This is a genomic window from Guptibacillus hwajinpoensis (genome assembly GCF_001039475.1).
Taxonomy (GTDB): domain Bacteria; phylum Bacillota; class Bacilli; order Bacillales; family Guptibacillaceae; genus Guptibacillus; species Guptibacillus hwajinpoensis.
Genome location: NZ_LELK01000001.1, coordinates 1,321,678 through 1,336,545, shown reverse-complemented (window position 1 = coordinate 1,336,545; position 14,868 = coordinate 1,321,678). Strand labels below are relative to the sequence as shown.

Here is a 14,868-nt window from a genome sequence, read left to right as displayed (position 1 = left end):
AGGTGTATCCAGCTTGAGAACATTTTCAGTTATGATTCATCAAGATAGTCTGTTGAGCGAGTGTATAAACAATCATCCGGAACTGTTTCAGGCGAATGCCGTACTCATTCAATTATTTTCATTATCAAGAGAAATGAACCATGCGGTAGAGGTGGCCATAGAGCTAGAAAATTTACTTCCTGAAGCTGTTGTTATTGGTTCCACCGCTGCTGAAGCTTATTTTAACGAAGCGAGTGTAACAGAAGGAATCTTGCTTTCCTTTACGCTATTTCAACATACCAGAATAGAATCATTTGTGATGGATGGTTTTGAAAAAGACTTGAACAAGCACATTACAGAAAAAGATGGAATCGTTTTGCTATTTAATTCTGACGTTATAGACGAAGAAGCTCTATTAAGGGGAGCTCCTACACTTGTCATCGGAGGACAAGCCTACGGAAACGATCAATCCTTCGTTCTATCAGGGAGTCGAGTCTTATCCAATGGCACCGTGGGGGTTCATCTCACCGGCCAGAAGTTAGATGTTACTCCTTATTATGAAACATTTTGGAAGTCTGCTAGTCGATCATACAAGGTTACGAAATCCCTTGGTCAGCGTTTATTTGAAATCGAGGGGATGATCGCTCACTCCTTTTTCGAAAAGTACCTTGGTAAACAAGCTGCGAATAGACTACCAAATCATGTATCACATGCTCCTTTGCTTCAAGTAATAAACGGTCAATTGAAGCCATTTTCAGTTATTGAATCTTATCATGATGGATCAGTCAAAGTTGATTCTTTCCTGCCTAAAGGAACGTTAGTAAACTTTTCATACTTTGATGCGATTACGTTCCAGTCTTTTTTAAAGCGGATTAATGATCAGGCGGACTTGTTTTCTTTAGAAGGTCTCTTCTCTTACTCGTCTGTCCCTGTTAAGGATCTTTTCTCAAATGGGATGAGTTTGAACGCGAGCCATTTATCTAGTTCGATTACATCTGTATGCTTAGCTTCAGAATATTTCTCTGACGGGACGACTTTTGAGCATTCAAACAACAGTACAATTATGGCGATGCTTAGCGAAACAGATGCTGAACAGGAGAAGGTTCAGCCTCAACCATTACACAATCAGGAGATGAAGGACTTGGATGGTTTAATGGCATTATCACACTTAATTAAAGCTTCTACGGAAGAATTAGAAACGTTGAATGTAAGCTTACAGCACTCTGAGCAGCGTTTTAAGTCTCTGTTCGAGCAGAATCCGAATCTTGTTTATTCTGTTGATAACTACGGGAAAATCACAAGCGTGAACCCTGCTCTTAAATCGTTATTAGGCTATACATCTGAAGAGGTAATGAGTAAGCATTCGCTTCAATTCGTAGCCTCAGAGGATGCCGAAATGACAAGGGACAAGTTCTATCAAACGTTTCAAGGCGTAGCTCAAACGTATGATGCCCATCTAGTTGATAAGTCAGGTGCTAAGGTGTTATTTACAATAACCAACATCCCGATTATTGTGAATGGTGAAATAATAGGAGCCTATGGAATTGGCAAAAGCAATATGAACCAACTACAAGCAGAAGAAAAAATTGCGCACCTCGCTTATTATGATGTGTTAACAGAACTGCCAAACCGATTGCTGTTTGAAAACTTGCTGAATGAATCTCTCAATAATACGGATGATAAGCTTGCTGTTATGTTCATCGATCTAGACAGGTTTAAGCTAATAAATGATAGCTTAGGACATCAACAAGGTGATCATATTTTAAAGCAGGTAACGAATCGAATTAAAGAAGCAATTCAGGATGATGCTGTACTTGCGAGATTTGGCGGAGATGAATTCACAGTTCTGTTACCGGGATTGAAAGATGAGAAAGAAGCGCTAATGCTTGCAAAGAGAGTAATGGATCAATTGAAAGCTCCTATTGTTTATCAGAATGTGGAGTATTTCATGACTGTTGGGATTGGCATTAGTATATTTCCGCATGATGGTTTAGACCTTGATACATTAATGAGAAATTCTTATATTGCCCTCGATCGAGCAAAGCAGCAGGGTGCGAGCTATATTGAATTCTATACAGATGAAATGACGGACAAAGCTTTCGAACGCCTTGAACTTGAAAGCTATTTAAGAAGAGCGATCGAGAAAGATGAATTAACACTTTACTATCAGCCGCAAGTAAACTTAGACGAACAGAAAATATATGCGTGTGAAGCTTTGATTCGGTGGAATCATCCGAAGCTCGGTCTCGTCTCACCTGCAGAGTTCATACCTCTTGCTGAGGAGACAGGCTTAATTGAAGAGATCGGAATATGGGTACTAAATGAAGCATGTATTCAAACACGTAAATGGCAAGAATTAGGATATGATGATTTGTCAATTAGTGTAAATGTATCTGGAAGACAGTTTCAAAGTGCGAACTTCGTAGAAACAGTTCGCCGGGCGCTTACTACATCAGGTCTGTCAGCGGAATCCCTTCACCTTGAAGTGACCGAAAGCACAACGCTAGTTAATACAGATTATAGTATTACAATGCTTAATGAGCTTAGAGGCATGGGGATAAAGGTGTCAATTGATGACTTTGGAACAGGTTATTCTTCTCTTAGTTATTTGAAAGACTTTCCGCTGGATATATTGAAAATTGATCAGTCGTTTATAAGAAATCTTCAAGAAAATAACGCAGATGCAGCGATTGTGAAAGCCGTTATTACGATGTGTGAAGGTTTAAATCTATCCATTGTAGCAGAAGGAATTGAAACGAAGGAACAGGGTGAAATTATTCGAAGTTTCGGCTGTAACTTTGCGCAAGGTTTTTTCTACAGTAAGCCATTGAATAGAGACCGTTTCGAGAAACTCCTATTATCCAAGCAATTTCCTTTAGCAACTTAGACTAGCCACTATTGGCTGGTCTTTTTGTTTGGCTCTTTTCGTAGACGTTGTTGCTTTTACTGTATAGGGTTTCATTTCCGCTCCAGGATGCTCGCTTTCCGCGGGGCGGGCGGTGAGCCTCCTCGTCGCTAACGCTCCTGTGGGGTCTCACCTGTCCCGCTAGTCCCGCAGGAGTCGAGCATCCTTCCGCTCCAATTAGCGAAGTGTTGCTTTTGAAACACTTATTAAATAAAAGGCTATGTTAGCTCATTTTGTTGATTTCTCGATTTTGGCTCATTCGAGTTAAACCTCAGTTTCACTCGAATGAGCCAAAAATCAACACTACTGATTAACATAGCCAAATAAAAAACCACACTTCGCCGATTGGAGCATCCTGAAGCGGATATTAACCCACTATAGCAACAGTGTCTACCAATAAGGTTTTTGTTTAAATACCTTCGATAACACACACAGATTTCTTATTCTGTTTTAAGGGGTGATTGGAAGGGAATAGGAAGATATCGAATGAGGTGATGAAAGATGGATTACGATGTCATGATTATTGGTGGGGGCATTTCTGGCCTCACCCTCGCTGTTAAGCTAGGGCAGAATAATATTAAGACGCTCTTAGTAGAAAAAGATAAAAAGAGCGGGCTCATCTATAAAGGCGAGTTGCTTCAACCTAAGAGCCTTGAAATTCTGGATCGAATCAATATGCTAGAGCTAGTGAAGGAGAATGGATTTAGTTTACCATCTATTCAATTCTACGAATACGATCAGAAAGCTGACCAAACGATGACACAGCTTAGTGCAAACGAATTCAGATATGATCTTATTGATTCGCCTTATAATACGTCTCTTATGATTCCACATGAAAAGTTAAAAGAGCTTTTATTCATTGAAGCCTCCAAGTATGAATCGGTCGATTATATCCAACCGGCTAAATTTACGGGGTTCACAGATGAAGAACCTCAACATAAAAAAGCCATCATTCAAACGAAAGAAGGCGAGCGGAAAATTCATGCTTCTTTCTATATTGGTGCAGAAGGAAGAGCATCTCCAACAAGAACGGCGATGGAAGTAGATATGAAAAACACAAAGTATAACCATCACTTTTTAACCGTTTCATTTCCAAGACCAGATTCGCTTAATCAGTCTACAATTATTACAACACAAAACAAGTTTGTTGGCTTATTCCCGCTTCCAAATAATGAAGTTCGGAGTGTGCTTTTGATTAAACCTGGCGAGTTTAAAACGATGCGTGAAGAAGGACTGGAGTCATTCTATCGAGCGTATTGCGAACTAATGCCTGAGCTTGAAGGGTATGTTCATCAAATTGATACGTGGAAGAAAATCCAGCTGATGATTCCCGTAAGGCATAATGTATCTAGCTATGTGAAAGACAATATGATTTTAACCGGTGATGCTGCCCATAGTGTGCATCCTATGGCGGGTGAAGGTATGAATCTTGCTATCCAGGATTCGGATGTACTAGGAGAGCTCCTATGTTGGATGTTCAAGACGAATCAAACGGAATGGTCACAGTTAGAATGGTACGAAAAAGTTAGAAAGCCGAGAGCAGAATATGTATCAAGACTCAGTCATCAGGCTGCCTTACTATATTCATTTCCTTATCGAGCATGGCAGAAGCTAAGGATAAAAGGAGTAAAGCAAACGGAACATTCACTTAGCCTGCATTATAAACAAATGCTGAATACATCTGGACTAGGCATATGGAAATTCAATCTAGTGGATCGAATGAAACAGGCTGGACTTCTACCTGTAAAAGCAGGGCGAGTGAAAATTTCTGATAAGAAGAAAGAAAAGATTATGTTTTCAACGTACGATGATTATCCATGGTATCGCAAATGAGACGGGAGGAACTAGAATGAAGGAACTGAAAAAGATTTGGCGTGCAAGGAAATGGATGAAAAGCAATGAACCTTTTCTATATGCCTGGCATGCACATGTTGGTTATGTTCATGATTTATTCGATGAATTTGAGGAAGGAACGACCGTCTCCGATGTTGCGAATAAACGAGATATGAACGAGCTTCTGCTAACTAGGTGGGCAGACGTGGGTGTTGCCATTAATCATTTGAAACTTGATAAGGATGGCAAAATACATTCCAAGAAACATATGGTTGAATCCATCTCAAAGAACAGTGATCAGTCAGTCGGTATACTGTTAAAAGAAATGATGGAGTTACATATTCCCATACTCCTGTCCTATCCAGATTTATTGAATAGTGAAGATCACGCATCTTATCAGGATGAAGATTACGGTGGAACTGTTGCTGCAACGTCGAGTTTTATTGAAAGGTTTGCTTTCCCAAAGATTCATAAGTGTATTAAGAAAACGAATGCAAAATCCGTTATTGATTTTGGAGCAGGCTATGCGGGGTATCTTTCACGTATTGGAGCAAAACTTGAAGATATGAAGCTAGTTGGAATTGAGAAAAACAAGTCGGTTTGTCTTGAGGCAGAGGAAAACATTCACTTTCCTTTAAAATCGTCTATTTCGCTCTATCCGGACGATATGATGACATGGCAGTGGGATGGAGATCCTTTTGATGTTGCCATGATGAATAACCTGCTCTACTACTTTTCACCTGAAGACCGTTTTGGATTATTCGAAAAAGCCCATGAAGTAACAGGAGAAAAAGGAGAGCTTATCGTCATTTCACCGATACATGAGTCGAAGCATGGCATTGCATTTTCAGCGGCATTTAATAGTTTCATGAGTGCACACGACAACCTGTTTCCGTTACCTAATCGTGCTGAGATGGTAAACCTTGCTTCTGAAACAGGATTTAAATTAAAGGAAATGAAGCCAGTTGTGAAAGAAGGAGCATGGTATTTCATGCGATTTCAAAAAGCTTGAAACCCTTACTAAGGGTTTCGAGCTTTTTTCTTGTTCAGAAATGGGATGAATACAGAAGGAGATAAAATAATGCACAAAAAGTGGGCGGAAGCATAAAGTGAACAGAGAGCATTGATTGGAGGGAGAGCTTTTGTGTGGCATAACAGGATGGGTTGATTGGAAACAGGATCTGACAGGGGAGAAGAAAGTTCTTCAACAGATGGCCAATACGTTATCAAAACGCGGCCCGGATGCTTCTACCTGCTGGTTACAAGGCCATTGTGGGTTTGGACATACGCGTTTAATTGTCGTCGATCCAGCTGGTGGTGGTCAACCAATGACGCGTAAACATCGTGAGAAAAGCTATACCATTTGCTATAACGGTGAGTTGTACAATACGGAAGATATAAGAAAGGTTCTGCTTGGCAAAGGATATTCATTTCAATCACATTCAGATACAGAAGTTCTCTTAACATCTTATGTTGAATGGGGAGAGGCTTGTGTTGATCACTTAAACGGTATTTTTGCATTCGCTATTTGGGACGGAGATCAGTTGTTTCTAGCGCGAGATCGACTAGGAGTGAAACCATTATTCTATCGAAATAGTGGCAGTTCTGTTCAATTTGGTTCAGAGCTGAAAGCTATTCTTGCTCATCCTGCTGTGAAAACTGAAATTGATCGGGAAGGGTTACAAGAAATATTCGGCCTTGGGCCTTCAAGAACGCCGGGTCACGGAGTTTTCCGTGGTATTCAAGAACTACGCCCGGGTTTTGCAATGATATTTGATCGAAATGGTTTAAAGAAGTGGCGTTATTGGAACGTAAAGAGCGAAGAGCACACAGATAATTTAGATACTACAGTTGAAACAGTTGGAGATCTTTTGAAAGATGCAATTAAGAGGCAGCTCGTCGCAGATGTTCCTGTTTGTACATTTTTATCTGGAGGAGTTGATTCAAGCGCCATTACATCTGTTGCTCAAACCGCATTTGCAAATGATGGCAGAGGAACGCTGCGGTCGTTTTCAGTAGATTATGTTGATAATGATAAATTCTTTGAAAGTAGTGAATTCCAGCCAAATGCTGACGCACCATGGATCAAAAAAGTATCGGCAGAACTTGCTACGGATCATACGAACTGTGTCATTGATACCGATCAACTCGTTCACCATTTAAAAGGAGCTATACAATGTCGTGATCTTCCTGGAATGGCGGATGTAGATTCTTCGCTTCTATGGTTTTCAAAGCAAATAAAACAACATGCAACTGTTGCACTTTCTGGTGAATGTGCAGATGAAATATTCGGGGGCTACCCCTGGTTCCATAAACCGGAACTTCTTGATCAAGAACAGTTCCCATGGATGCGTTCAACCCTCGAACGTCAGGCTATGTTAAAAGAAGATGTTCGAAATAAGTTAAAACTTGAGCAGTACGTAACAGATCGGTATCGTGAGTCGATTAACGAAACGCCTCGTCTAGATGGCGAAAGTGAGTTAGAAGCGAAAAGAAGATCGCTCTTTTATTTGAATCTAAATTGGTTTATGACAACGTTACTCGAACGAAAAGATCGAATGAGTATGGGAGCAAGTCTTGAAGTAAGGGTTCCTTTCTCAGACCATCGGATAATTGAGTACGTTTGGAATGTACCATGGGATATGAAGATGCTTGATGGTAGAGAGAAAGGCTTACTAAGGAGAGCGATGACAGGAACGCTTTCCCATGATGTTCTTTATCGTAAGAAAAGTCCTTATCCCAAAACCTATCATCCAGCCTACACGAAGGCTGTATCTAGCTGGCTACAGCAGACGATTGATAATAAGCAAGCGCCACTTCTTGTCCTTATTGATCGTCAGGTTGTTCAGGATATTATTGATTCAGAAGGAAAGGCCTTTAAGGTGCCGTGGTTTGGTCAGTTGATGGCAGGTCCTCAGTTAATCGCACATCTTGCTCAAATTAATTATTGGATGGAGCAGAAGGGTGTAAATATTGTAGATTAATTTAAGGGTGTTTTCGTAGGCAATGGTTTAAGAGTAGTGGTTGATTTGCGCTACAATCATTAATGACTTTCATAAAACTTAAATTAAGAACCGAAGCTATGATTCTCGCTTCGGTTCTTTTTGTATGAATGCTTTCTCTTATACATTGTTGCTATTTGAGTAGTGGGGGAATTTCCGCTCCTACCCGATTTCTGCGGGGGTCTCACCTGTCCCGCTAGTCCCGCAGGAGTCGAGCATCCTTCCGCTCCAATTAGCGTAATGTGGTTTTTTATCTAAAGATTTTTAAATAGCAACAACTTTTAGATAAGAGCCTATCTAAATAATGATCTGGTTATTTTGGGGAAGAGTCTAACCTCCCACTTCCGCTTTTCTTGATCCAGCTGCAGTGGGCAGCCTCTCGATCGCTTCACTTCCCAAAATGAACACAAAGAGCGTGTTCTTTTTGGGAAGTTCCAGCGCTTTTCGAGTCTAACCGCCCACTTCCGCTTTTCTATCAACTTTTGGTTTTTCTAGTCCGTTTAGGCGGTCTACTAAGCCGTGGCCGAAGGGAGAACCTGTTGATGGGCTTTCGTTATTGTTTAGGATCCCGCCGCGTAGTTCGTAGGCTGTTGATCCGTGTTCTGCGAAGTCGAGACCTTGAATTTCTTCTTCCCGTGATACGCGGATAGAGGAGAATCGTGTGTAGATAAATAGAAACGTACCGAGAGTAACGGAAGTCCAGGCGATGACAGCGAGTACGCCTATTGCTTGAACTAGCAGGAGTGCTGCGCCGCCCCCGTAGAATAGACCACCTTCTACAGCGAATAGTCCGACAGCTACTGTACCCCAAACACCACATACACCGTGAACAGCGATTGCTCCAACTGGATCATCAAGTTTAACTCGACGGTCAATTAATTGAACAGCTTCAATTAGAATAACACCTGCAATTAATCCAATGAAGATGGCGCCTATTGGTGATACGCTTGCTGTACCGGCTGTGATTCCGACCAGTCCTGCAAGAGCGCCGTTTAATGTTAATGAGGCATCGATTTGTTTGTAACGAATGTAAGAATAGAGTGCACTTCCAATTACACCACCTGAAGCTGAAAGAAGGGTTGTTGCTACAATAATAGGAATAAGTGCATCACTAGCTGAGAGAGTACTACCTGCATTAAATCCAAACCAGCCGAACCAAAGGATGAACACACCTAGAGCACCGAGAGGAATATTGTGACCCTGAATAACATTTACTTTGCCATTAGAGTACTTCCCAATACGACCTCCAAGAAAAGAGACAGCTACGACAGCACCAATTGCACCAGTTAAATGAACAACAGTTGATCCAGCAAAGTCTGTAAACCCAAGCTCTGAAAGCCATCCGCCGCCCCAAATCCAGTGACCTACTACTGGATAGACGATTGCGACCATTGCGATCGTTACAGCGATATAACTAATTAGCTTCATTCGTTCCGCAACGGCACCTGAAATAATTGTGGCGCACGTGGCAGCAAAAACAGCTTGGAATACGAAGAAACCAATGTTTTCAGATTGTCCTAGGAGGAAGAACCCATTCGTTCCAATAAATCCACCTGAGGATGTACCAAACATTATTCCGTAGCCGATAATGAAATACAACACGGCTCCTATTGACATTGTTAGTAAGTTCTTCATTAAAATATTGAGAGCGTTTTTCGATCGGGTGAAACCTGTTTCGACCATTGCAAACCCGGCATGCATGAAGAAGACAAGAAATGCAGCGATCATAACCCAAATGGTGTCCATTGATTGACTTAATGTTGCTACGGCTGCATCTCCTGCAGCAAATGCTTGACCTCCAGAAAGTAGGAAGAGTGCTATAAATAAGGCAGATATCTTTTTCATTGCTTCCATCATCCTTTTCAAGTTATTTAATAGCTGTAAGACCGTGTTCACCAGAACGAATACGAATAACATCTTCTACAGGGTAGACGAAAATTTTACCATCTCCAATTTCACCTGTTGCGCATACATCTCGTATATTCTTTACAACGTGGTCAAGCAGGTGATCATCAAAGATGAGTTCGACTTTAATCTTAGGCTGGAGAGAGACTTCAAAATGACTTCCTCTGAACACGCCTGTTTGCTTTTTCTGTAACCCACATCCTGCTACTTCAGAAACTGTCATTCCTGTAATACCCTCATCACTCAAACGATCCCGTAAATTTTGGAAAGCTTCAGGACGAATAATGGCTTCAACTTTTTTCATTTTAGACCCTCCATGTCAGTTTATCTAACATCATCTTTCTTCTGTATCCTAATAGTATGCTGAGGTACACGTAAATTCAAGTATATTTTTAGAAAATTTAAAAAACTACGTTAGATAATATTCCATCAGTATAATCGGTAAATTGGTTGAAGATAGACAAGGTAAGGGTGGTTGCGCTTACAGATTATTTAGTTAAATAAAGACCAAAAAAGAAGCACCTGGAAGGTGTCCAGGTGCTTCTTCATCATTAAAGTGAGATAATCTCATATCCAAATGGTTCTAGTGTAAGAGCGGTATTTGGTTTGATTTTGTTTCCGAAAAGGCTTGTTGTTTCGTTAGAAAGGGAAAGATCCTCAACCGATTGAATAACTTCAGAACTGTTTATTAGGAATAACAGTGTTTCTGTAGTTGTTTCCTTTTTATACTGAATAACGCCATCTTTCGCTGAAACAAAATGAAAAGATCCGCTATTTCCAAATGCTGAGTGTGACTTACGTAGTGATATCAGTTCCTCTAGAAAATCGAACAGTTCAGTATCCTGTTCTGTTTTATCCCAAATCATACATTCACGACACCCCGGATCAGCTCCGCCCTTCATGCCAATTTCATCACCGTAATAAATGCACGGTGTGCCAGGGAATGAGAATTGAAGCATGTACATCAGCTTGACCAGATCTTTGCGGTCATTCGCAAGCGTAAGCATCCGAGGCGTGTCATGACTCCCTAATAAGTTGAAGGCAACTTCATTCACGTTATCTGGATATGAATGGAGAAGAGAAGTTAGGCGATCCGCCATTGTTTCAACTGAAATTGTTTCATGTGCGAAATGGTCTAGTAGGGCAGATGTCATCGGATAATTCATCACTGCATCGAATTGATCCCCTTGAAGCCATGGCATAGAGTCATGCCAGATTTCCCCTAGAATATACAGCTCTGGCTTAATTTGTTTCACTGTTCTTCTAAAATCTCTCCAAAACTGGTGATCGATTTCGTTGGCAACATCGAGTCGCCATCCATCAATATCAAATTCTTCTACCCAATACTTACCAACTTGAAGTAAATACTCTTTCACTTCAGGATTTTCAGTGTTTAACTTAGGCATTGATGCTTCAAAAGCAAATGTATCATAAGAAGGAAGCGGCTTTGTTTCTATTGGGAATGAACGAACATGGAACCAATCCTTGTATTTGGAGTCTTCACCGTTTTTCAATAGATCTTGAAATGGTTCGAAATAATACCCGCTATGGTTGAAAACTGCATCAAGCATAACTTTAATACCTCGTTCATGGCATGCTTTAATCAATTGCTTAAACGTTTCTTTATCACCGAACTGAGGATCGATTTCCAAATAATCGATCGTATCGTATTTATGGTTCGATTTCGCTTTAAAGATAGGCGTGAAATAGATTCCGTTTATTCCAAGTTCAGTGAGATGGTCAAGGTGATCAATAACGCCTTGGAAATCTCCTCCGAAGAAATTATCTCGTGCTGGAGGATATTCACCCCATGGTAGAACTCCCTTAGGATCTATAGATGAATCACCATTTGCGAATCGTTCGGGAAAAATTTGGTACCAAACTGTATCTTTTACCCAATCAGGTGCTTTAAAAACATCAATTTCATTTAGAAAAGGGAAACTAAAGTAGTCGTTCGTATCTAATGGCTGCTCAGTGAAAAAGCCTTTTTCTGTATATACGAGTGATTCAGACTCATCTTCTAAGTAGAAACCATATCTCATGCGTCGGTAGGGAGGCTCTACAGAAGTGGTCCAGTAATCGAAAAGGTCATCTGAACCAGTTAGTAGCATTTTCTGCTTATGATATTGCCAGACATTATCTTTCCAGTCATAAGGATCTCCATAAATGAGAGTGACGCTCAATGTGTCGTCTTTTTTCGTTTTCAAGCGCAAGTGAAGAGTTCTTTCATCATAGGCATAAGCGAAATTATTCTTTGGGCGGTGGTAGATCGCTTCTTTCTGCATTATTCATAACCTCCATATGCAATCGTTTGCATTTTTTGTTTACCTTTGCATCAACTGTCTATATTAATAGTGATTGTCCTTCTTTCTATACAAATGTAGAAGATAATAGAGTAGTAGTCAAATGTAAAAACATGGCCAAAATAATATTTTGAAAAAACGTAAAAAAAGTTTGTGCAAACGGTTGCGAAAATGATGGGGGCATGTATAATAGGTTATAGAAAGCTAGTGCAATCGTTTTCACGAAAGTTTTTGAAAGCGCTTGTACCGCTATCGTAAATTAAGAGGGGGTTAACACATGAAACGTTTTTTCGCCTTATTTCTAACACTGGTTCTTGCGATTGGTGTCCTAGCAGCATGCGGACCGCAAAATAACCAAAGTTCTTCTAACAGCAACGAGGGTAGTGGCTCTGAAGGTGACGATGCTAACAAACCTGAGAAGCTAGTTGTTTGGGAAGATACAGATAAAGCAGTTGCACTTGAACCTGCCATTGCGAGTTTCGAAGAAGAGTATGGTATTACTGTAGAATTTAAAGAACTTGGTATGGCTGACGAGATTAGAGAGCAAATTCGTCTAGATGGCCCAGCCGGTACTGGTCCTGACGTTATTACACTTCCCCACGATCAGATTGGACAAGCTGCAGTTGAAGGTCTTATTTCTCCAATTGAAGTAGATCAATCTGTCGTTGATACATTCACTGAATCTTCAATTCAAGCAGAGAGCTATGAAGGAAACCTTTATGGTCTTCCAAAGGCTACTGAAACACCGGTTTTCATTTATAACAAAGAGTTAATGGACGAAGCTCCAGAAACAATGGATGAGGTCTATGATTTCGCTACAGATTTCACGAAAGACAAGAACTATGGTTTCCTTGCGCTTTGGGATAACTTCTACTTTGCAAACGCTGTACTAGCAGGTTATGGCGGTTATGTGTTTGAGCGTACGGATGAAGGTCTTGATCCACAGAACCTTGGTTTAAACAATGAAGGGGCTGTAGAAGGTACAGAGTATATCCAGAAATGGTATGACGAAAAACTATTCCCTAAAGGACTTATCGGCGAGAATGGTGGATCTTCAATGGATGGTCTCTTTAACGAAGGGAAAGCTGCGTCTGTAATGAATGGACCATGGTCATTCCAGGGCTATAAAGATGCTGGTATTGAAATTGGTGTAGCTCCAATGCCTAAGCTTCCTAACGGTGAGAATTTCCAAACGTTTATTGGTGTTAAAGGCTGGCACGTAAGTAATTTCTCAGAGAACAAAGAATGGGCTACTAAGCTTGTAGAATGGATTTCAAATGCTGAGAACGGCAAAATTCGTTATGAGAAGACAGGAGAAATCCCTCCGGTTAAGTCTCTTATTGAAGATCCAATTATTGCTGACAATGAAGCTGCAAACGCAGTTGCAGTTCAGTCTTCATACGGTGTTCCAATGCCAAACATTCCTGAAATGGCAGAAGTTTGGGAGCCTGCAGCATCAGCACTTCAACTTGTAGCAACTGGTAAGCAAGAGCCGAAAGCTGCTCTTGATGAAGCTACTAAAACAATTAAGTCTCAGATTGAACAGAACCACAGCAACTAGATTCTTGAAAAATCAAAGCGGTACTCCGGAAACGGGGTACTGCTTCTCACTTTAAAGATAGAAAAGTGAGGTGGAGAAAGGGGATTGCCATCACGATGGAGGCAACTGTACGTCAAACAAAGCATAGAAAAACAGCACTCGCTTTATCACTGATACCAGGATTTGGTCAGTTCTACAATAAGCAACTACTCAAAGGGTTAATGTTCTTGATCTTAACTGTATCTTTTGGAGTGGCATTTGCTGATTTAATCAATATCGGATTATGGGGCATCGTAACGCTGGGAGAAGAACTTCCGCGCGATCATTCTATCTTCCTATTAACACAGGGGATTATCGCAGTCCTAGTAATCTTGATTGGCCTTGTGATTTATTTCTTAAATCTTAGGGATGCGTATTTGAACGGAAGAAATCGTGATTTTGGCATTCCTCTTAATTCTGTTAGAGAGCAATACCGTAATGTATCAGAACAAGGTTTCCCTTACTTAATGTTAACGCCAGGATTTTTCTTATTAATCTTTGTTGTTATCTTTCCAATTTTGTTTGTAATCTTACTATCATTTACGAACTATGATCTGTATCATTCTCCTCCAGCAAACTTAGTTGACTGGATTGGCATTCAAAACTATATCGATATATTCAAACTTGATATTTGGCGTAATACATTTATCGATGTATTCTCATGGACGATCGTATGGACATTTGTAGCAACCACTGGCCAAATTGCCATCGGTATTTTCCTAGCTGTCTTAATGAACCAAAAAGACCTTAAATTCAAAGGACTTTTTAGAACAATCTTTATTCTGCCTTGGGCGGTACCAGCATTCGTTTCAATTCTAGTATTCGCTGGAATGTTTAATGAAACGTTTGGTGCGATTAATAATGACATCTTAGCTGCTTTCGGTATTGACGCCATTCCTTGGCTTACTGAGCCATTTTGGACGAAAGTTGCTTTAATACTCATACAGTTCTGGCTTGGTTTCCCGTTCATTTTTGCAATGGTAACGGGTGTACTTCAATCCATTCCAGAAGAGCTTTACGAAGCTGCAACAGTTGATGGTGCAAATATTTGGCAGAAGTTCAGAGGCATTACGCTTCCAATGGTTCTTTTTGCGATTGCGCCAATCTTGATTACACAGTATACGTTTAACTTTAATAACTTTAACGTGATTTACTTATTCAATGGAGGAGGACCTGCTGTATCAGGTCAAACTGCAGGATCTACCGATATTTTGATTTCGTGGATATATAAACTTACCTTTACATCCGCACAATATGGTAAAGCGGCTGCCATTACAATGATTCTATCAGCTATCGTAATCGGAGTTGCTTTATGGCAGTTTAGAAGAACGAAATCATTCCAAGAAGAGGATATGATGTAAT

General features: G+C 40.5%; 9 protein-coding genes. 6 read left to right on the top strand and 3 right to left on the bottom strand.

Annotated elements, in window-relative coordinates; genetic code table 11:
* Positions 1-13 precede the first annotated feature (13 nt).
* The 4 genes from AB986_RS21100 (at position 14) to asnB (ending at position 7,701) form a co-directional block, all read left to right on the top strand.
* Positions 14-2,866, top strand: a complete 2,853-nt coding sequence (locus AB986_RS21100) for an EAL domain-containing protein (RefSeq protein WP_053216060.1) — start codon at positions 14-16, stop codon at positions 2,864-2,866.
* Between the two features lie 519 nt (positions 2,867-3,385).
* Entirely contained in the window at positions 3,386-4,717 is a 1,332-nt protein-coding gene (locus tag AB986_RS06755) for an FAD-dependent oxidoreductase (protein ID WP_048310118.1), read from the top strand.
* A gap of 16 nt (positions 4,718-4,733) precedes the next feature.
* Positions 4,734-5,729 carry a class I SAM-dependent methyltransferase gene (locus AB986_RS06750; protein WP_048310117.1) on the top strand — a complete coding sequence of 332 codons (996 nt, stop codon included), beginning with the start codon at positions 4,734-4,736 and terminating at the stop codon, positions 5,727-5,729.
* 130 nt (positions 5,730-5,859) lie between these two features.
* Positions 5,860-7,701, top strand: a complete 1,842-nt coding sequence (gene asnB / locus AB986_RS06745; protein WP_048310116.1) for an asparagine synthase (glutamine-hydrolyzing) — start codon at positions 5,860-5,862, stop codon at positions 7,699-7,701.
* A 468-nt stretch (positions 7,702-8,169) separates the two neighbouring features.
* Here the strand turns inward: asnB and AB986_RS06740 are convergent, their stop codons facing one another.
* From AB986_RS06740 to AB986_RS06730, 3 genes are all read right to left on the bottom strand, one after another.
* The gene (locus AB986_RS06740; RefSeq protein ID WP_048310115.1) at positions 8,170-9,564 is read right to left on the bottom strand and encodes an ammonium transporter; all 1,395 of its coding nucleotides are present in this window, start codon (positions 9,562-9,564) and stop codon (positions 8,170-8,172) included.
* A gap of 22 nt (positions 9,565-9,586) precedes the next feature.
* Positions 9,587-9,928: a P-II family nitrogen regulator gene (locus AB986_RS06735; protein ID WP_048310114.1), complete on the bottom strand. Its 342-nt coding sequence runs from the start codon at positions 9,926-9,928 to the stop codon at positions 9,587-9,589.
* A gap of 247 nt (positions 9,929-10,175) precedes the next feature.
* Positions 10,176-11,909 (bottom strand): glycoside hydrolase family 13 protein, encoded by a 1,734-nt coding sequence (locus AB986_RS06730; protein WP_048310113.1) that lies wholly within the window; start codon positions 11,907-11,909, stop codon positions 10,176-10,178.
* Positions 11,910-12,204: 295 nt separating this feature from the next.
* Here AB986_RS06730 and AB986_RS06725 point away from each other — a divergent pair, with 295 nt between their 5' ends.
* Entirely contained in the window at positions 12,205-13,488 is a 1,284-nt protein-coding gene (locus tag AB986_RS06725) for an extracellular solute-binding protein (protein ID WP_048310112.1), read from the top strand.
* A gap of 95 nt (positions 13,489-13,583) precedes the next feature.
* Positions 13,584-14,867 carry a carbohydrate ABC transporter permease gene (locus AB986_RS06720; RefSeq protein WP_048310111.1) on the top strand — a complete coding sequence of 428 codons (1,284 nt, stop codon included), beginning with the start codon at positions 13,584-13,586 and terminating at the stop codon, positions 14,865-14,867.
* Position 14,868: the final 1 nt, after the last annotated feature.